Genomic DNA, 19,367 nt, shown 5'->3' with positions numbered 1-19,367 from the left:
ACGGTCAGAATATCAATTATCATTAATGTCAGTAATGGGGCTAAAATGATTGTGTCTATGAACACCCTTCATGAGTACGCGATGAAGGGAATGCCCCCATAAGGAAATCGCCGATGCTCAAAGAAAATTTCAACGAACTGCAAATCTTTCTTGTGGTGGCAAGGGAGCGAAGTTTTACCAAAGCAGCGGGTAAACTGGGCGTTTCTCAGTCTGCACTCAGCCACGCGATGAAGTCCCTGGAGGAAAGGCTGAATATTCGCCTTCTGACCCGCACGACCCGAAGCGTTGCCCCCACGGAAGCCGGTGAGAGAATTATTGCCTGCCTTGAACCGCGTATTGCCGATCTTGAGCAGGAACTTGAATCGCTCGTTCAGCTGAACGGCACCGCCTCTGGCAATATTCGTTTATCAGCCGGGGAGCATGCCGCGCGAAGTCTGGTATGGCCGAAGCTAAAACCCTTCCTCAGGGAATATCCGGAAATTAATCTCGAACTGGTGGTGGATAACGGCTTTGTCGATATTGTTGAGGGGCGTTTTGATGCCGGGATCCGTCTAGGCGAAAGCGTGGATAAGGACATGATTGCGGTAAGAATTGGCCCGGACATGAGAATGGCTGTGGTGGGAGCACCGTCTTATTTCTCTACAAACCCTGCACCAGAAACGCCGCACGAGCTACAAAATCATCGGTGTATCAATATGCGCCTGCCGACAGCCGGTGGGCTTTACCACTGGGAGTTTGAGAAGGAAGGGAAACCGTTACGGGTCAGAGTGGAAGGGCAGGTAACGTTTAATCTGCAGGCAGAAAGGATTGATGCTGCTTTATCTGGTTTTGGTATCGCCTGCATACCTGAAGACAGGGTGCAGGATTATATAAAGTCAGGAGAGCTTATTCAGATTTTGCAGGACTGGTGCCCATCTTTCCCCGGGTATTATCTTTACTACCCGAGCCGCAAGCAGCATCCACCCGCTTTTGCACTGATGATCGATGCACTTCGCTACCAGGAATAACGGGTCCCCCCATTCGCAGAGGGCCCGTTCGAGTGTTAACGGCCCACGCGGGCCTGATGTTCAGGGGAGTAACGCTCGCCGACGATTTTAATCGTTTCAAGCGCCTGTGTTATCTGCCGTGAGTCATCCTGCGAAAGAATGATGTCGGCAGCCCCCAGGTTTTCCTCCAGCCGGTGCAGTTTGGTAGTACCAGGGATAGGAACAATCCATGGCTTTTGTGCCAGCAACCATGCCAGCGCGATTTGTGCAGACGTCACACCTTTCTCTGCCGCCAGTTCACCCAGCAATGAGACCAGCTTTTCATTGGCCTCAATCGCTTGCTCGGCGAAACGCGGCACCGTGCTGCGGTAATCATCCTTCCCAAAAGTGGTTCCTGGCTTAATCGAGCCCGTCAGGAAGCCCTTGCCTAATGGGCTGAAGGGCACAAAACCAATACCCAGTTCCTCCAGCAACGGCAGGATCTCCTGCTCAGGCTCGCGCCACCACATTGAATATTCGCTTTGCAGGGCAGTGACAGGTTGTACGGCATGCGCACGACGAATGGTTTGCGCGCCCGCTTCGGACAGACCGAAATGTTTAACTTTACCTTCAGCGATCAGGTCCTTCACTGTTCCCGCAACATCTTCAATCGGGACATCCGGATCGACACGGTGTTGATATAGCAGGTCAATGACACCCGTCTTAAGACGGCGTAATGATCCTTCCACAGCTTCACGGATATGCTCCGGACGGCTGTTTAAAATCTGCTGCTTGTTGTCGTCGCCAAAAGTAAAACCAAACTTAGTGGCAATGACCACACGGTCACGAAATGGTTTTAAGGCTTCGCCGATAACTTCTTCATTGAGGAAGGGGCCATACACTTCAGCGGTATCGAAGAAGGTGACGCCACGTTCAACCGCTGCGCGAATGAGTTCGATAGCCTGACGAGTATCGGTCGCCGGGCCGTAGCCGTGGCTTAACCCCATGCAGCCGAGCCCAAGTGCGGAGACTTCGAGTCGGGATTGGCCCAGATAACGTTTTTGCATTGAATGAATACCTCTTTTATCGCGACTTAAACATCAAGTTTACGGCCTGCCAACCATTCAACTCTGGCTGGATCGCGGTGGGAGAAGAAAGCGCTGGTTGCGGTATCAATAGCTGTAATTTGCAGCATATCGTCAGAGCTGAGATCAAAATCGAGAATGTTGATGTTCTCTTCCATACGTTCTTTTCGCACCGATTTCGCCAGTGAAATGATGCCTCGCTGGAAGATCCAACGCAGCACAACCTGGCCCACGCTTTTGCCGTATTTCTGCCCAATTTCCGTTAACACGGGATGCTGGAAGAGGCCATTTTTACCCTCTGCAAACGGTGCCCAGGCTTCCGGCTGAATGCCACGGCTTTGATTCCATGGAACGGCATGCAGCTGCTGGTTGAAGGGGTTAACTTCAATCTGGTTCACCGCAGGGGCCACGTTGTTAAAGGCGATAAGGTCGGCCAGTCGGTCTGGATGGAAGTTGCTGACGCCAATGGCGCGAATTTTGCCTGCCTTCTGCAGTTCTTCCATGGCACGCCAGGCTCCATGGACATCGCCGTAAGGTTGATGAATCAGATAAAGGTCAACGTAATCAAGTTGCAGCCGATTCAGGGAGCGTTCGAATTGGGCTTTAGCGCCTTCGTAATTCGTATCCTGTAGCCAGAGTTTGGTCGTCACAAAGAGCTCATTACGGGCGATATCGGTCTGTTTCAGGGCATTCCCGACCTGGGTTTCATTCTGGTAAGACGCGGCGGTATCGATTAGGCGGTATCCCGTATCGATGGCATCAATAACGGCTCTTTCGCATTCAGCGGGATCAGACATCTGAAACACACCGAAGCCCAGCAGGGGCATTTCAATACCGTTGTTCAGTTTTACAGTTTGCATGACGTTATCCTTCAGCTGTTGTGTTGGAAAAGCATAACGCAAAGTGATTTATTCGATTAGATGGGGTAATTAGCTAGGGTTTATTAGATGTGTTCATTAATTGAGAGAGACTGATGGTCGGCTTTGTACCAAAAGATGATATTGTTCACATAATAGTCTAGTAGTCGCTATCCACCTCCCATCTGAGCTTGATAATTCCTACTACTCCCCTTATATCCATACTGAGGAATAACCTCGGACATGGCAAAGGAATACGATTATGGGGCTTAAACCTGGTCCAAAACCAATTGCAAAATCAACAGGAAAACCTGATCAACGCAGACGTGATAATAAGGATACCCCCGGCAATACCCCTGGGCTGAAACCAAGCAAATCAACTGGGAAGTAATAGTTCAAGGGTATGGAGAATTTATCCATGCCCTTATCTCGTGAAATCTGTCTGCTCAAGCCCGCTTAGTGCCAGAAATTTAAGTTGAGAATGTGTCATATGAAAATCGTTCATGAGGGGATGGAATGTTCATAATTTGACTATTGTTTTTTTAGGGGAGGGATGGTTTAAGATACTATTATTTTAAATAATGGAATATGGGCTGCTGCGATGAATGAAAAACTTGCTCGTTTGATTTTTGATTTTCAAGAAAAGATCTTGGTCGCGCTAAAAATAATGCATCGTTCTGGTATACCAATGCCATTGAGTTGTAATCATTGGATTGAATTAGATATACCAATTTCTGGTGAGTTAGATGATGGCGTTAAATACCATAAGCATGGTGCTGGTTGTCTGGTAAGGCTTAGTTCTGGGGATATTGATTTTGATTTTGGTGCTCAGGGGGAGGTTGGAGGGTTTAATTTATGGAGGCTAACCCTTTTTGCAGGAGAGAATCTGAGTTCTTATGGCTTCAAGAATAAGGATGAAGTTGCAGACTGTTTGAATAATGCATTAGATAAAGAACAATTGGTTTGTATTGATTATGACCTTTATTATATTGCTAATGCTCCATTTTTCTACGCTGTAGATATAGACAGCAGACATCCTGGAGATAAGCTTCCTAACCGGAATCAAGACCGTGTGTTGGTTCTTCTTACTCATTATTTTCAGTCAGCTGAGCTTATGTTTAAGAATTACGAAAAACTTAGACAAAAATCGCATGTCAATGGTCATTTAAACGAGCGTGATGAAATAGATATAAGAATTTATCTTTCTACCTGGTTGGGTTTTCTGGGAGTGGTTTGCGAGGGTGTTCGTAAGCTAAACCTGCGGATCTTGCTTAACAATGAGCGTCCTGATGATTTTAAGGAATTGCTACCGATTTCAAATAATATAGGGAGGTTAATGAAAGAACACGCGGATTCTCTCAGGACGTTTAGAAATAATGTTTTCCATCTCAGGGAAAATACGGAATATGTATATGATTTTTTTGATGTGAATTTTGAGCGCCTTCCATGGGCACGTGAATTACATATGGCGCTTTCTGATTTTTTTACACAGTATAGAATTTATTGTGAAGTGCATTATGTCATTAATGGACGTAAAGGTGAGAGTAATTTGATAAATAAAAAGGGAGCGCGGCGTAAAAGATAATAGCGAGATAAGGTTGCATATGTATCGCTAAATCTAGCTAGACATTTGACCTAACAGCAACACTCCTCTTCGATTAAGGATAGAGGTGCATCGACCCATTGAAATCGCAGTTCAACGCAGACTGTCAAGTTTCCATTTATTTTTTATAATGCAGATGGTTGTATTGAGCCCTCATTATTGAGGGCTCAATACTGGATCTTTCTACTGCAGATTTTTTTCTTTCAGGAACTGACTCACCAAATCAGCAATCTGCACATTATTGAGATCAGAGAACGGGAAGTGGGTATTCCCTTTGATTCCCACTTCAGGCAGATGCGTCACCGTCACATCCCCGCCATGCTTGTTCACCACATCACGCCATTCGCGAGCCATCGCCAGACGTACGCGCCAGCTGTCCTGCGCGGGCATGGCGACAGGTTTATCCGGTATGTTATCGCCGTAAATAATCAGAATCGGCATTTTGGTCAGAGCCATAAACTGCTCCATCGGCACCGGCTCACCCTTCAGCGTGTCGAACGCGCTTGGCATAGGGGCTGGGAGTTCTTTTTCCGGGAAGACAAAGCTGCTGCCGGGCTCGAAGGCGGCAATGGCTTTGACCTTGTCATTTTTCATCGCCGTGTACCAGCCTGGCCCGCCACCCTGAGAGTGGGTGAAGAGGATAGCGGGGCCGGATTTATCCACTACGGCGGACATCGCATCAGAGATGACATTGATATCAAACGGCCCGGTATTCGGGGTCATCTGACGGAAATACTGATTCAGTGCTTCTTTGTCGTGAGAGAACTGAACACCTTTAAAATACTCTGGCCACACGCCAACGCGGAACTGGTTGAACCACATCTGTTCATCCGGTTTTGGCGTAACAGTACCTTCTACAGTCGTGCGTCCGGCGCTGCCCCGACGCGGCTGATCGACAAGATAAGTTGAGAACCCGCGACGCAGGAATATATTCTGGAACCCTTCGCGCCCATCCGGGGTACTTTCCCAGGTACGGGAGAACTGACCTGCGCCGTGCAGCATGACGATAGGGTATTTATGCGGATTCTCCGGGATTTGGTAGAACACTGAGGCATGATCGCCATGCCAGGTTTGGCCAGCAGAGTCCAGCGGCTTTTTCGCGTCAAATTTTCCTGGTGCGGTGATGATGGTGCCACCAGCAGAAAAGCTTCCCTGTTCCTGAATGACCAGCGGCTCGGCATAGACCGACTGAGCCACCAGACCACCCGCCATTACGCAGATGGCCAGCGTTTTTAAGATTGTCTTCAAGATTACATCCTCTGTTATGTTTGCCGTTCAATCATATCTGAGTTGTCAGCGTTAATTATTTAGTACCGCTGATTGCCCTTATTTGGCAGACTCATGAATGCGGACGATTAAATGCGTATTGTCTCTAACCAGCTGGTGACCGTTTCAGTGGTTCTTCGCTCTTGGTCGCATTCAATGACCAGCGGTTTTTCCCGACGTGCAGTCGGAGCAAGACGGGTAAGGATGTCGTCGCTGTCTCCTTTACCGTAGCCACCGTGAGTAATGAAGGGGATGAGTAATTTGCCCGCAAGGTTGTGGCTGCTGAGAAATGCTTGCACAACAGGCGGCACGCTGGTCCCCCAGATCGGAAAGCCTAAATACAGGGTCTCGTAGCGTGAAATATCTGCGACGCTATTTTTCAATGCGGGTTTGACTCCCCGCTCACGCTCATTTTTCGCCTGTTCAACGGTCTGAAAATAGTCTTCCGGATAAGGCGTAGCCGGTTCGATTTCAAACAGATCGGTATTCAGGCTGCGGTGAATGACGCCCGCAATCACCCGTGTATTTCCGCTGCGGGAAAAGTACGCCACCAGAACACGGCTTTTACCCTGCACGTTTGCGGTTCCGGTCGCAGCTGATGCAAAGGAAACGTTCGCCAGCGTCAGCCCGGCAAGTGCGGTGATTAACATTCTGCGGTTGGGATCATGCTCCATAATCCACTCCTAATTGTTTGCGAGCGCCTGCTGCAGCGCCTTTTCAGCTCGCGTTGCTGCATCATTTTCGCCATGTTCACGCAGAACCTGTGCCAGCTGGCGCAGCTGCGACGCCGTCAGGCCGACCCGCATGCTTGCTCGCGTATGCGACAGCAGTTGTGATTCGACGCCCGGCGTGGCCGCTAATGCGCCAACCGTTGCCAGCTCGCGGCTTTGCCAGTCAATGTTATCGCGGGCGAAAATGTCGCCGAAAAGATGCGTTTGCAGAAACTGGTTAATGACCGGGGCAAAATCAAATAGCGGACCCTGCACGGGAGCTCCTGAGATTTTTGTCTGGTTTGCGGTACCGACACGGCGAAGCTCATCCCCGGCAGGGATCGGGGCAACCGGTTCTTTACCCTCAACGTCTTTGATACCACGTTGTTTACGTGCTTCGACGACTTTCATCAGTTCATTAAGCGCATTCAGGCTACGAGGGAAGCCCGTATAGGCATAAAGCTGGACGAGAATCTCTTTGGCTTCGTTTATCGTGAGTCCGGCGTCAAGACCCTGATTCAGGGCGGCATTCAGCTTATCCATCTGGCTGCTGGCCATCGATGCCGCAATCAACGGGATGGCCTGTTGGCTGGCTGACAGCGTATCTGAAACCCTTTGTTCGTGGTTCATTTCTGAGGCTCCTTTATTGACGGGCGCAGCATGTGCCGCGAGACCAAAACCAAAGGTCAGCAGTACCGCTGCCGCTAATGCTTTAATGGGCGTGGTATTGTTCATCTGTCACTAACTCCTTCCAGTTAACGCTTTTGCCATCCACAATCCCGGTTATCGCCAGATGCGTCATCGCGCTGCCGGGTGCCGCCCCGTGCCAGTGTTTGACGCCCGCCGGGCAAGAGACAATGTCACCGGCGCGGATAACCTGCACCGGCTGGCCTTCTTGCTGGGTGAGCCCAACACCTGAGGTCACAATCAGCCGCTGACCTGCCGGATGCGTATGCCAGGCGGAACGAGCGCCGGGTTCAAACGTGACATAAGCCCCGGAAACACTGATGTCGTTATCCGATTTGAAGAGAGGATCAACCCTGACACGACCGGTAAAGTTCTCGGCTGGCCCGAACACCGCGTTCTGACTTCCTGCTGGGGCGATATGGACAGCGGGATTTTGTTCCGCTGCCCAGGATGAAAATGTAATAGGCAGTAACAGCCCGAGGTAACGTAAATTTCCGATCATGCAAAGCGTCCTTATCAATGAAGAGGGGATTGCCTGCGATGATTTTATCGAGGGGGTAATGACGTCAGGCTGACGCCCCCCTGACAATTCTGTCAGCTAACCCGGGTTCCGGCTCAGCGCCGGAGTGAGCATTGCCCGCCGCTTTATCCGCTTGTAGCGCAAAGGTGAGGCCAAATGTATTGATGCCACCTTCACTACGGGCAAAGACATCTCCCCGGTGCATAATGGCGACGGCACGCACGATCGACAGGCCCAGCCCATGATGGGTATCACTCCTGGCTCGGGAGGTATCAACGCGATAGAACCGCTCGAAAAGCCGGTGTAAGTGCTCTGGCGCTATCGGCTCGCCAGGGTTTGAAACTTCAACACAGGCTTGATTACCGGTTTCGCTTAACCGCACCGTAACCGTGCTGTTGGAGGGGGAGTGTCTTGCGCTGTTTTCCAGTAAATTGGCCAGTGAACGGTGGAACAGTCGTCGGTCGATGTCCGCGGTGACGTCGCCCTGAACATCGAGAGAGAGCTGTTTTTCAGCAAAAGAGGGTTCCACATACTCCGCTGTTTTTAGGGTTTCTTCGCGCAGGGACACCTGCGTAAGCTGGGAAGCATGTTCACCCGCATGGGCATGGGACAGGAACAGCATGTCGTTAACGATAGACGTCATGCGTTCAAGTTCTTCCAGATTGGAACCCAGTAACTCTTCCAGTTCATCCTGCGAGCGTCGGCGCGAAAGCCCCAGCTGCGTCTGGCCGATCAGGTTAGTCAGCGGAGTCCGGAGTTCATGCGCAACATCGGCATTAAAGCTTTCGAGCTGCCGCCAGGCGACCTCCTGCCGTTCCAGCACGCCATTAAAAGATGATGCTAACTGCTGTAATTCGTCAGGTAATGCTTCGGTATTCAGGCGCTGACCATGGTCCCCGGGAGCGAGTTGCCGGGCCTGTTTACTGAGCGCCCCAACGGGACGAAGACCAATCCTTGACACGACGTATCCCAGTAAGGCGACAATCACGACGCCCAGTGCGGTAATGATCAGCAATGTCCGCGTGAACGCATCGAGTGTGCCCATGTACGGCGTGGAGTCGATGGCAACCACATAGCGCAGCTCAGGCCGCTCACCGTTGGCGGGGATCGTTTTCACTAACAGAAACAGCGAGCATGCACCTTCTGATGCGCCGGGCACTTTATTAAAGCCTTCCCGCAAAGAAGACCACTGAACACCTACCGGTGGTGTTCCCCCCATGCTAAAGCGTGGGTTATCGCTCACTATCCAGTAGCGAACGCGTTCACCTTCAGAATTGGTTAATACGGTAAATTTATTGGCAAGCAGTGACCAGCCGTCAGCAGAGGTTCGTGCGGTGATCCACGGACTCATTAATGATTCGCGGAACAGCAGCTCGTTGTGCATCTGCTTTTGCAAAGAGTCATGCAAGGAGCTTCTGAGCAGGATGCCGATAACGGAAACAATCAGTAGCGCGGATAAGGCAAACATCAGCGCCAGGTGAACGGAGATGGAACGCTTAAGCATGCTTATCCCCTTCATTTATTCGGACCGGACTTCGAGGACATACCCCATGCCACGAACGGTATGTAACAGCTTGATATCGAACGGCGCATCCACTTTGGCCCGAAGTCGTTTAATGGCCACTTCAACCACGTTGGCATCGCTGTCGAAATTCATGTCCCATATCTGCTCAGCAATCATCATTTTTGACAGAATCTCTCCCTGATGCCGGGCCAAAAGGCTCAACAGGGAAAACTCTTTCGCGGTCAGCTCCAGCCGTGTTCCGGCGCGAAATACGCGACGAGCCAGCAGGTCGAGATGCAGATCGTGAATTTGCAGCTGGGTGATGTCTGCGCCATCCGTAGCGCGGCGGCGCACCAGTGCCTGAATACGCGCCACCAGCTCAATAAGGGAAAAGGGCTTAGGGAGATAATCATCCGCGCCAAGGCGAAGCCCTTTAACGCGTTCATCGACCGAACCCCGTGCCGAGAGCATCAGCACCGGCGTCTGTTTGGCTGCTCGCACACCCTCGAGCACCCCGTAGCCATCCATCCCCGGCAGCATTACATCCAGTATTATCGCGTCGTAGTCGAACTCCAGCGCGTAATGAAGTCCTTCCGCGCCATCTGCAGAGACATCTACCGTAAACCCGGACTCACCCAGCGCACGGGAGAGATAGGTTGACGTTTTTTCTTCATCTTCGACTAACAACAGGCGCATAACGGGACTTCCTCTTAACTTTTCAACGGTGCTTCAACATCAGAATAAACCTGCACAGCATCCGGCAGACGTTGACCCTGGATAGTGATGGCATCCAGTGAGCGGGTGAGCTCGGTCATCTCAGCGGAAGTCAGCGACACGGTGGTAGCCGCTGTGTTTTGCAGCATATGGTCTTTATTGGTGGTGCCAGGGATGGGAACAATCCAGGGTTTACGCGCAAGGAGCCATGCCAGAGCAATCTGTCCCGGTGCGGCATTTTTTCGTATTGCCCAGGATTTCAGTAGTTCAACCAGCTGTAAGTTGTGTGGCAAGTTTTCAGGCGAGAAACGCGTTTCTGTCGCGCGGAAATCACCGGCAGCGAACCGGGTATTCTCATCAATCCAGCCCGTTAAAAATTGCACGCCGAGTGGACTCCATGGCACGAACCCAATGCCCAGCTCTTCACACACCGGAAGCACCTGCTTTTCAGGGCCGCGCCAGAGCATGGAGTATTCACTTTGTACAGCGGTAACGGGTAATGCTGCATGGGCGCGTCTCAACGTGTTGATGCCCATTTCAGACAGACCCCAGTGCAGGACTTTCCCTTGCTCCATTAAATCTTTCACCACACCGGCGACATCTTCGATCGGGATCTGTGGATCAACCCGGTGTTGATACAGTAAATCAATACGATCGGTACGCAGGCGTTTGAGCATGTTTTCGACGACCTGCCTGATATGCTCCGGCCTGCTGTTAAGGCCCGGCAGACGCTTTCCCGTCTGTTGGTCAATGTACCAGCCAAACTTGGTGGCGATAACGATTTTGTCCCTGAACGGGGCGACGCCTTCCCCGAGAATTTTTTCGACTTCAAACGGGCCGTAGGCTTCAGCAGCGTCGAAGAACGTTACCCCTTCATCAAATGCCCGGTGGATAACATTGATCATCTCGGGACGCCAGGGAACGGAGGTGTCGTATTTGCGACTCATGTTCTGCACGCCCAGACCGACGGCAGAAACTTCCAGCTTCCCGAGTTTACGCTTGCCAGGAGCTGAAGGGCGTTGGCTGGGTTGTCTGGATGAATCGACCTGAGAGGATTGGCTCGCCGCTGATACGTGGGGAATCAGCGAGGCGGCGGCAATACCGGCCCCGGCGACTAATAGCTTGCGCCGCTCTGGCATTGTTGGGGCATTCTGGCTTTTCATTGATCGCTCCGTTTCTCAGAAAATTAAACATGACTCTCATTTAGGCGGGACCATTCTGCGTTGTGATTGCCAACATAAAGCTGACGGCTACCTGACAGCGCTGTCAGAAATGCTTTCCCATCCCAGCCTGTTTCCTGACAAAAATGTTATTTCCCTGTCACGATGCTGACAGCCCTCTCCGCCTACTCTGAGCCTGCAAATTTGATTCTGCGAGCCTGTATAACCAGGCCGACACTCATCGGGAGAGACCATGAAATTCACGCTTATTAGTGCAATGCTACTCACGGCTATGGCCGGAGTGACCTCAGTCAATGCGGCTGATTACAAAAAAAATCCATTCACTCTCGTCTATGACGGAGCCATCACCGAGAACGTCAAAGGCAAGGTCAACATTCACCCAGTGAAATACGATCTTCATGGCATCCAGATTGCTGCGAATGTCTATACCCCTGCTAACTACGATCCCGCCAAAAAATATCCGGCCGTGGTGGTTGCACATCCTAATGGCGGCGTAAAAGAACAGGTCGCCGGGTTGTATGCTCAGCGTCTCGCCGAGCAGGGCTACATCACGATTACCGCCGATGCGGCGTATCAGGGCGCTAGCGGTGGGATGCCGCGCAGCGTGGATAAACCTGCTAATCGTATTGAGGACATTCACGGCATGGCTGACTACATCAGCCAGTATCCTGGTGTCGATACCGCCCGCCTCGGTCTGCTTGGCATTTGCGGTGGTGGTGGCTATTCACTGGTTGCTGCCGAGACGGACAAACGGTTTAAATCGATTGCAACCATCAGCATGTTTAATTCAGGTCTTGTGCGCCGTAACGGTATGCAGGATTCACAGCTGGATACTATCCAGCAGCGTCTTCAGCAGGCTTCTGACGCTCGAGCTCAGGAAGCAGCCGGAGGAGAAGTGCTTTACTCCGGCGATGCCAACCTGACTGATGAACAGATTGCTAAATTACCTTTTGCCTTGTATCGCCAGGGCTACGAGTACTACTGGAAAACCCACGCGCACCCGAACTCCACGTTTAAATACACCACCAGCAGTCTTCTGGATTTAATGAGCTTTGACGTAACGGACCATATCAATCTCATCAATAAACCACTGCTGATGATTGCCGGGACAAAAGCGGATACGCTCTATATGACTGAAGACGCGTTCGCGAAAGCCACCGGTACGAAGGACAAAGAACTCTTCCTGATCGATGGCGCTACCCATATCGAGACGTATTGGGTGCCAAAATACGTTGACCAGGCAATGCAAAAGTTAGATGTTTTCTTCGATAAGAATATTTAGTTAGCCTCCGATGACGCCCCAGCCGCGCAGGCTGGGGTATATCCATCAGCTATAGCCATTTTCCGCTTGCGTGTTCACGCGATAGACCCAGATTAACGAAGTTGCGGTTAAAGATAATTACGCTGCTTAAATAGACGCTATGAATGGAATTCATAGACCTAATCTGGAACCGGGAATGAAAACGATGGGCCTGATGTGACAGGATGGATCGGGAGAGAGTGAATCATTCACTTCAAATTACTTTCAGGCGGAGAAGCAAATGAGTACGCAAGAGCCAACATTTAGTGAGGTAGTAAAAAACAGATACTCGGCTAGAGCCTTTCTTCCATCTCCCATCCCCAGCGATATCCTCAAAGACATTTTGCTCGAAGCGCAATGCGCACCATCCAACTGCAATACTCAACCCTGGACCCTGCATATTGTTGCAGGAGATAAACTTCGTGAATTAAGCCACGCACTGACGGAAGATCTGAGGGCTGGGAACTACAGCCTTGATTTTACGTTTGATAAAGAAGCTTATCCCGAGCCATTCAGGCAACGGGCTTCGGAGCAGGGGCGCTCGTACTATCAGGCACTGGGCGTTGCGCGGGGGGATAACTTAAGTCGCTCAGAAGTGGTCGAGCGTAATGTGAGATTTTTCGGCGCGCCTCATGTTGCCCTGCTATTCATTCCTGCTGTAGGGGACAACGTTCGCGTAGCCTCAGACGCCGGTATGTATGCGCAGACATTCCTGCTTTCTCTGGCAGCTCGCGGTTACGCAGGTGTTCCACAGGTAGTACTGAGCTATTTTGCCCAAACGGTGCGTAGGCTATTGAATGTTCCTGAAGGTTTCAGGCTGCTTTACGGTATTTCTTTTGGGATCCCAGATAAAACGCATCCCTCCCTGAGTTACAGGGAAGGGCGGGTATCTCTGGACGAAAGTGTCGTCTGGCATCAATAACGACGTTTTATTTTTTTAGCTGAACGGTCAGTGCCATCAGGGCGCTGGCTGCTGTAAACAACGCAATTATCCAGCCCATCGTCCATGGTGTGCCATCACTGAACAGGGCAAGAAGAAGTGAAGAGATGATGCCGCTGCCGTATTGTAACGCGCCCATTAGCGCCGATGCGGAGCCAGCCACATTAGGCACTGCGTCCAGAGCGCAAGCCGTGGATGTCGCCGCGATGATGCCATTCATAGAGAAGAACACGAACACAGCGCCGACAATCACGGTAATTCCACCTACGCCCAGGCCGGTGGTGACTGCCAGCACTATTGCCGCAATAGCGGCGATGAATACGGCATTCCTGAGCAACGCTTCCAGTGGATAGCGGTGAACCAGACGTCTATTGACCATGCTCACCGCCATCAGTCCAACAATGTTTACTGCAAACAGCCAACCGTAATGCTGCGGGTCGACGCCGAAGTACGTGATGTACACAAACGGGGAACCGGTGATAAAGGCGTAGGCTGCAACGTAGTAGAACGTCAGGCACAAAGTAAATCGCATGTATCTGGCGTTGGTGAGCAAGGCACAGTAGTTGTGAAATGCTCTGGTTACGGAGGCGTGCGAGCGTTTTTCAGCAGGTAATGTCTCCGGTAGCCAGAATAAAGACATCAGCATTAATGCTCCGATAATCGCCAGCAGCCAGAAAATGGCATGCCACGAGGTGACTTTAATCATCTGCCCACCGATCAGGGGCCCGGCAATCGGCGCGATGGCCATGATGATCATCAGTGTCGAAAGCATTTGTGCTGCACGAGTGCGGCTAAACAGGTCACGGATCATTGCTCGAGCCAGCATCGGCCCGGTACAGGCACCTAACGCCTGAAAAACACGCCAGAAGACTATTTGCACGATATCCGTTGATAACGCGCAGCCCACCGAGCCGACGATGAATAGACCTAAACCGATAAACAGCGGCAGTCGACGACCATAACGATCGCTAATCGGTCCCCAAATCAGTTGTGCAATGCAAAAGCCGATAAGAAACCCTGTGATTGTCAGCTCTGCGTCACCCTGTAAATCCTTTGCCATGACGGGCATAGCCGGAAGATAGATGTCGGTTGATAAAGAGGTTACAGCCATCAGGGCGCTCAGAATGAGCAAAAATGATAGACCAGTTTTTTTTACTGTAGTTGAGTGAGTTCGTGCCTGTTGATTAAGCATGGTGATCCGTTGAGCATGAAGAGATAGGGGGATGTTAACGGGTTTGTGCTCGCTGATAATCACAGGCAGGAGGATTGGGACTATGAGTGATATTCATTAATCGAAAAGTTCGGTGCAGGTTTTGTGAAGTCAACGATAAGCAGCATTCTCATCGTGAGGCCTCTTCCGGCATATGGCTTAAGTCGCCAGTACCACATGCCACGCAATAACGTTCACCGTGGTAATTGTTGCCGCAGCCGCTACAGTGCCAGTCAGTCCTGAGTATCACGGGTTGAGCATCCGCCACGTAACGGCGTAACTTAAGAATTCGTCTTACTTCCTTTTCCACTGGATTTACATACGGGCAGTGCTGTCGCCCGTTCTCCGTCAACGTATCGTGCCGGGGTTCAAACCACGGGCGTTCGGTGATGTATTCAGGATGGTATTGCAGCACGCTACCGCAGAGGTGGCAGGTATAGCTGATTTACCATCGCTCTTTCGAAATGATTAAATAAAAAGAAGTTCTGATACCCTCTGTCAGTTGTATTTAAGTGACCTGATTAACCCGCCAGGCATACTTGCCTCTTGTTTTTTGTTACTTAATACATCTGTTTTTTCATATGTGATATTGAACTTATATCTCTGTGGAGTATCCTGTCCGTCGACGATTGGGAGGAATGATGTCATTAACACCCTTACAGCTTTTTAAAAATCTGTCCGATGAAACCCGTCTGGGTATTGTGCTGCTGCTTAAAGAGATGGGGGAGCTGTGCGTGTGCGATCTCTGCGCGGCGTTGGATCAGTCGCAGCCCAAAATCTCCCGTCACCTTGCTATGCTGCGGGAAAGCGGATTGTTGCTGGATCGCAAGCAGGGTAAGTGGGTGCACTATCGCTTATCACCGCATATGCCTGCATGGGCGGCACAGGTAATAGAGCAGGCCTGGTTAAGCCAACAGGAGATCGTACAGGCCATCGCCCGCAAGCTGGCATCAGCAAACTGTTCTGGAAGCGGTAAAGCGTTCTGCCTTTAAAAATTTGCCTTAACATATATGTTTTTTCGAATGTGATTTTCAGGGAGGGGGTATGCTACTGGCAGGTGCTATTTTTGTCCTGACCATTGTTCTGGTTATCTGGCAGCCGAAGGGATTAGGCATCGGCTGGAGCGCGACGCTGGGCGCGGTACTGGCTTTAATTGCTGGCGTCGTACATGTAGGTGATATTCCGGTGGTGTGGAATATCGTCTGGAACGCGACGGCGACCTTTATTGCGGTGATTATTATCAGCCTGCTGCTCGATGAGTCCGGCTTTTTTGAATGGGCTGCGCTGCACGTATCTCGTTGGGGAAACGGTCGTGGCCGTTTGCTGTTTACGTATATCATTCTGCTCGGCGCAGCGGTGGCGGCGTTGTTTGCCAACGATGGTGCGGCATTAATATTGACGCCCATCGTGATTGCCATGCTGCTGGCACTAGGATTCAGCAAGGGTACGACGCTGGCCTTTGTGATGGCTGCCGGGTTTATTGCCGATACTGCCAGCCTGCCGCTTATTGTGTCGAATCTGGTGAACATCGTCTCGGCGGATTTCTTTGGGCTGGGATTCACCGAATATGCGTCGGTAATGGTACCGGTCGATATTGCCGCCATTGGCGCCACGCTAGTGATGCTGCACCTGTTCTTTCGCAAAGATATCCCGCCGGCCTACGATCTGGCCCTGCTTAAATCACCGGCAAACGCAATTAAAGATCCGGCTACGTTCCGCACCGGCTGGATAGTATTGATTGTGCTGCTGGTAGGTTTTTTCGTCCTCGAGCCGCCTGGCATTCCGGTCAGCGCGATTGCCGCGGTAGGGGCGGTAATACTGTTTACCGTGGCGAAACGAGGCCATGCCATTAACACCGGCAAAGTGTTACGCGGTGCGCCCTGGCAGATCGTGATTTTCTCGCTGGGAATGTATCTGGTGGTATATGGTCTGCGCAACGCCGGGCTAACCGAATACCTTTCAGGGGTGCTGAACGTGCTGGCGGATAAAGGACTCTGGGCCGCGACGCTGGGTACTGGCTTCCTGATGGCTTTCCTGTCTTCCATCATGAACAACATGCCTTCCGTGCTGGTTGGTGCGCTCTCTATTGATGGAAGCACCGCAACCGGCGTTATTAAAGAGGCGATGATCTACGCTAACGTAATTGGCTGCGATCTGGGCCCGAAAATTACACCAATCGGTAGCCTGGCAACGCTGCTCTGGCTGCACGTACTTTCACAGAAGAATATGACCATCACCTGGGGCTACTATTTCCGCACCGGGATCGTCATGACTCTGCCTGTGCTGTTTGTAACGCTGGCCGCGCTGGCGCTACGTCTCTCTTTCACTTTGTCATGAGATACTGCTATCTATGAGCAACGTCACCATTTATCACAATCCGGCCTGCGGCACCTCGCGTAATACGCTGGAGTTGATCCGCAATAGCGGTACTGAACCCACCGTTATTCATTACCTTGAAAATCCACCGTCACGCGATGAGCTGGTCAAACTCATTGCCGATATGGGGATCGCGGTGCGGGCGCTGCTGCGTAAAAATGTTGAGCCTTATGAAGAGCTGGGCCTCGCAGAAGAGAGATTTACTGACGATCGGTTAATCGACTTTATGCTGCAGCATCCGATCCTGATTAACCGCCCGATTGTGGTGACAGCGTTGGGAACGCGTCTGTGCCGTCCTTCTGAAGTTGTTCTGGAAATTCTTCCCGATGCTCAGCAAGGAGCTTTCGCTAAGGAAGATGGCGAGAAAGTGGTGGATGACGCGGGTAAACGGCTGAAATAAAAAAATCCGGGGCGATCTCATTCTTTATGAACATTGCCGTGGAGGTGACGATTATCTGTTGATGCCTCCTGATGCCGCTTACGCAGTTCCAGCAGCCGGGAAACCAGTATTACCACGGCGATACCGGCCATCAGCGCCGCGCAGTGGAAGGCGATTCTGCCTCCGGCATGGAAGTAGATCCAACGGGTTGCCTCAATGGAAGCGGCAAACGCGCTCAGGGCCAGAATATTCAGCGTGGCGGACACGGTACCTTTTGGCAGATGATGGGAAAAGAGCGTGAAGCGGAACAGCACCGGGTAGAGTAGCCCAATCCCCAGCGCATAAATGCTGGTACCCAGCACCGACCAGAACCAGACATGCGGCCACAGAAGATTACCGACCAGCAGGATCAGCAGGCCGGTCAGCTGTATCGGAACGGTACGCCAGATAAAGCGCGGTGAAGTTGGGTCTTTTACCACGTTCGCCACGATCGCGCTGGCGATAATCAGCCCACTGAACACCGGCACCTGAGTCCAGGCATATGCCGCAGGAGACAGGCCGCCGTGTTCAATCAGAATCACCGGAGAGAGCGCCACCCAGGTGATCATCGGCACGTTGCCAAAGGCCACCGCCAGCGAACCGGTCAGCACCACGGGATGACGAAACGCCGCGATGAAATCAGCCAGCACTTCCCCCGGTTTAAATCCCCGTCCCTGAGAGATAACGGTTTCCGGCATTTTAAAAAGCAGCAGGGCCCAGGCCACCAGGCCCAGCGCGCCAATAATGGCAAACAGCAGTTTCCAGTGCATCACCGTCATTAGCGTCGCGCCCGCCAGCGGTCCGATAACTGGCGCAAGCAGGACGATAGAGGTTAGCGCAGCCATGATTCTGATCGAATCGGTTTCCCCAAACGCTTCCTGAATCGACACATAGCCCACGGTTGAGATAAAGCAGATGCTTGTTCCCTGGATAAAACGGGCGACGAAGTATTGCGCGATCGAAGCGACAAACAGCATGCTCAGGCAGGAGAGAGCAAAAATCAGGGCGCCGGTGAGCAGAACGGGGCGGCGGCCGATACGATCTGACAGAGGGCCCAGCAGCCACTGCAGCGCCAGGCCTCCAGCCATATACAGGCTGACCGATACCGGAGCCAGGGTGACATCAGCCTGAAGCTCGTTGATGATATGGATAATGCCTGGCTGAATAAGATCCGTGGTCAGGTAAGCCGAAAAATCATAAATAATCATCGCCAGCGGAAACAACATGACGCTGCCGTACTGGATTAAACGCCGTGGCGGGGTATTCATGCGGGCTCCGGGGAATCTGCCATCCTGCATCTTAGTATCTGTAAACAAACTCAACAGACCCTAAATGGAGATAAATTAACCATGTTTTTTTGTGGTTTTTTGACCTTATCCCACATGCGCGCATCAGCGCTGGACGTGAGGCGATCGGCGCTCTATTGTCATCAACGTCCGGAAGTTGTCATTCATTAAAGGCGCTTAAATAACGGGATATCTATGTTACTGATCTTTGGCGGTCTGCCCGGTACCGGGAAATCAACCATCGCTCGCCTGCTTGCCGCCAGGCTGGGGGCCGTCTGGTTACGGATTGATTCAATTGAACAGGCGCTGATCCGCGCCGAAACCGTCACCCGGCACGATATAGGACCGGCCGGATATCTGGCGGCGTACGCCATTGCTGCGGATAACCTCAGGCTGGGCAACGTGGTGATTGCCGACTCAGTTAACCCTATAGCCATTACCCGCCAGGCCTGGAGAGCGGTCGCGACCGAGAATGCCGCGCCTTATCTGGAGATAGAACTGACCTGCTCCGACCAAATGCAGCATCGGTATCGCGTGGAAAACCGAGTGGCGGATATTCGCGGTCATATTCTGCCGGACTGGCAAAAGGTTATCACCCGTGAGTACGAACCCTGGCGCACCGCCAGCCTGACTCTGGATACCTCGGTGCTGACCGCAGAAGAGGCGGTAGAGCGGATCGTTGAGCATATTGCGTCACGCGATCGCCACGCGCCGGTAGGTTCGTAGAAGCCGCCGGGCCATCGGC

The 19,367-nt window shown here is 51.7% G+C and carries 20 protein-coding genes; 8 read left to right on the top strand and 12 right to left on the bottom strand.

Features of this window, described 5'->3' with window-relative positions; translation table 11 throughout:
• Positions 1-113: 113 nt before the first annotated feature.
• On the top strand, positions 114-1,007 hold the full coding sequence (locus BJF97_RS24410) for a LysR family transcriptional regulator (protein ID WP_032694015.1): 894 nt from the start codon (positions 114-116) through the stop codon (positions 1,005-1,007).
• A gap of 35 nt (positions 1,008-1,042) precedes the next feature.
• Here the strand turns inward: BJF97_RS24410 and BJF97_RS24405 are convergent, their stop codons facing one another.
• Both BJF97_RS24405 and BJF97_RS24400 read right to left on the bottom strand, forming a co-directional pair.
• Positions 1,043-2,032, bottom strand: coding sequence for an aldo/keto reductase (locus BJF97_RS24405; protein WP_032694016.1), 990 nt, complete (start codon positions 2,030-2,032; stop codon positions 1,043-1,045).
• Between the two features lie 26 nt (positions 2,033-2,058).
• Positions 2,059-2,910, bottom strand: a complete 852-nt coding sequence (locus tag BJF97_RS24400; protein ID WP_032694017.1) for an aldo/keto reductase — start codon at positions 2,908-2,910, stop codon at positions 2,059-2,061.
• 598 nt (positions 2,911-3,508) lie between these two features.
• Between BJF97_RS24400 and BJF97_RS24395 the strand changes: the two genes are divergently transcribed.
• Positions 3,509-4,492, top strand: coding sequence for a DUF6896 domain-containing protein (locus BJF97_RS24395; protein WP_032694018.1), 984 nt, complete (start codon positions 3,509-3,511; stop codon positions 4,490-4,492).
• Between the two features lie 201 nt (positions 4,493-4,693).
• Here the strand turns inward: BJF97_RS24395 and BJF97_RS24390 are convergent, their stop codons facing one another.
• The 7 genes from BJF97_RS24390 to BJF97_RS24360 form a co-directional block, all read right to left on the bottom strand.
• A complete protein-coding gene (locus BJF97_RS24390) occupies positions 4,694-5,758 on the bottom strand; it encodes an alpha/beta hydrolase (protein ID WP_070083012.1) in 1,065 nt (354 codons plus the stop codon).
• Positions 5,759-5,865: 107 nt separating this feature from the next.
• Positions 5,866-6,450, bottom strand: coding sequence for a flavodoxin (locus BJF97_RS24385; protein ID WP_032694020.1), 585 nt, complete (start codon positions 6,448-6,450; stop codon positions 5,866-5,868).
• A gap of 9 nt (positions 6,451-6,459) precedes the next feature.
• A complete protein-coding gene (locus BJF97_RS24380; protein WP_032694021.1) occupies positions 6,460-7,221 on the bottom strand; it encodes a carboxymuconolactone decarboxylase family protein in 762 nt (253 codons plus the stop codon).
• Entirely contained in the window at positions 7,199-7,675 is a 477-nt protein-coding gene (locus BJF97_RS24375; RefSeq protein WP_032694022.1) for a (R)-mandelonitrile lyase, read from the bottom strand. The genes BJF97_RS24380 and BJF97_RS24375 overlap by 23 nt, the downstream gene beginning before the upstream one ends.
• 64 nt (positions 7,676-7,739) lie before the next feature.
• A complete protein-coding gene (locus BJF97_RS24370; protein WP_032694023.1) occupies positions 7,740-9,197 on the bottom strand; it encodes a heavy metal sensor histidine kinase in 1,458 nt (485 codons plus the stop codon).
• 15 nt (positions 9,198-9,212) lie between these two features.
• Positions 9,213-9,893, bottom strand: a complete 681-nt coding sequence (locus BJF97_RS24365; protein ID WP_032694024.1) for a heavy metal response regulator transcription factor — start codon at positions 9,891-9,893, stop codon at positions 9,213-9,215.
• Between the two features lie 14 nt (positions 9,894-9,907).
• A complete protein-coding gene (locus tag BJF97_RS24360; protein ID WP_177938858.1) occupies positions 9,908-11,074 on the bottom strand; it encodes an aldo/keto reductase in 1,167 nt (388 codons plus the stop codon).
• A 274-nt stretch (positions 11,075-11,348) separates the two neighbouring features.
• Here BJF97_RS24360 and BJF97_RS24355 point away from each other — a divergent pair, with 274 nt between their 5' ends.
• Both BJF97_RS24355 and BJF97_RS24350 read left to right on the top strand, forming a co-directional pair.
• The gene (locus tag BJF97_RS24355) at positions 11,349-12,374 is read left to right on the top strand and encodes an alpha/beta hydrolase (protein WP_223163989.1); all 1,026 of its coding nucleotides are present in this window, start codon (positions 11,349-11,351) and stop codon (positions 12,372-12,374) included.
• A gap of 259 nt (positions 12,375-12,633) precedes the next feature.
• Positions 12,634-13,314, top strand: coding sequence for a nitroreductase (locus tag BJF97_RS24350; RefSeq protein WP_032694025.1), 681 nt, complete (start codon positions 12,634-12,636; stop codon positions 13,312-13,314).
• Positions 13,315-13,321: 7 nt separating this feature from the next.
• Here the strand turns inward: BJF97_RS24350 and BJF97_RS24345 are convergent, their stop codons facing one another.
• Positions 13,322-14,524, bottom strand: coding sequence for a multidrug effflux MFS transporter (locus BJF97_RS24345; protein WP_070083011.1), 1,203 nt, complete (start codon positions 14,522-14,524; stop codon positions 13,322-13,324).
• 148 nt (positions 14,525-14,672) lie between these two features.
• Positions 14,673-14,957 (bottom strand): zinc-ribbon domain-containing protein, encoded by a 285-nt coding sequence (locus BJF97_RS33020; protein ID WP_232393358.1) that lies wholly within the window; start codon positions 14,955-14,957, stop codon positions 14,673-14,675.
• A gap of 226 nt (positions 14,958-15,183) precedes the next feature.
• Between BJF97_RS33020 and BJF97_RS24340 the strand changes: the two genes are divergently transcribed.
• Genes BJF97_RS24340 through arsC form a run of 3 tightly spaced genes read left to right on the top strand, consistent with a single transcriptional unit; the run spans position 15,184 to position 17,318 of the window.
• Complete coding sequence (locus BJF97_RS24340) at positions 15,184-15,534, top strand: transcriptional regulator (protein WP_014839483.1); 351 nt, start codon at positions 15,184-15,186, stop codon at positions 15,532-15,534.
• Positions 15,535-15,586: 52 nt separating this feature from the next.
• Entirely contained in the window at positions 15,587-16,879 is a 1,293-nt protein-coding gene (arsB, locus tag BJF97_RS24335; RefSeq protein ID WP_014839482.1) for an arsenite efflux transporter membrane subunit ArsB, read from the top strand.
• A gap of 13 nt (positions 16,880-16,892) precedes the next feature.
• Entirely contained in the window at positions 16,893-17,318 is a 426-nt protein-coding gene (gene arsC, locus BJF97_RS24330; RefSeq protein WP_014839481.1) for a glutaredoxin-dependent arsenate reductase, read from the top strand.
• Between the two features lie 17 nt (positions 17,319-17,335).
• On the opposite strand, the gene BJF97_RS24325 is transcribed toward arsC, so the two are convergent.
• Positions 17,336-18,604, bottom strand: coding sequence for an MFS transporter (locus BJF97_RS24325; RefSeq protein ID WP_014839480.1), 1,269 nt, complete (start codon positions 18,602-18,604; stop codon positions 17,336-17,338).
• Between the two features lie 213 nt (positions 18,605-18,817).
• Here BJF97_RS24325 and BJF97_RS24320 point away from each other — a divergent pair, with 213 nt between their 5' ends.
• A complete protein-coding gene (locus BJF97_RS24320; RefSeq protein WP_014226732.1) occupies positions 18,818-19,348 on the top strand; it encodes an AAA family ATPase in 531 nt (176 codons plus the stop codon).
• Positions 19,349-19,367: the final 19 nt, after the last annotated feature.

This window comes from Klebsiella sp. LTGPAF-6F, assembly GCF_001753185.1.
GTDB classification, from domain to species: domain Bacteria; phylum Pseudomonadota; class Gammaproteobacteria; order Enterobacterales; family Enterobacteriaceae; genus Klebsiella; species Klebsiella michiganensis.
This window is presented reverse-complemented; position numbering and strand designations above follow the sequence as displayed.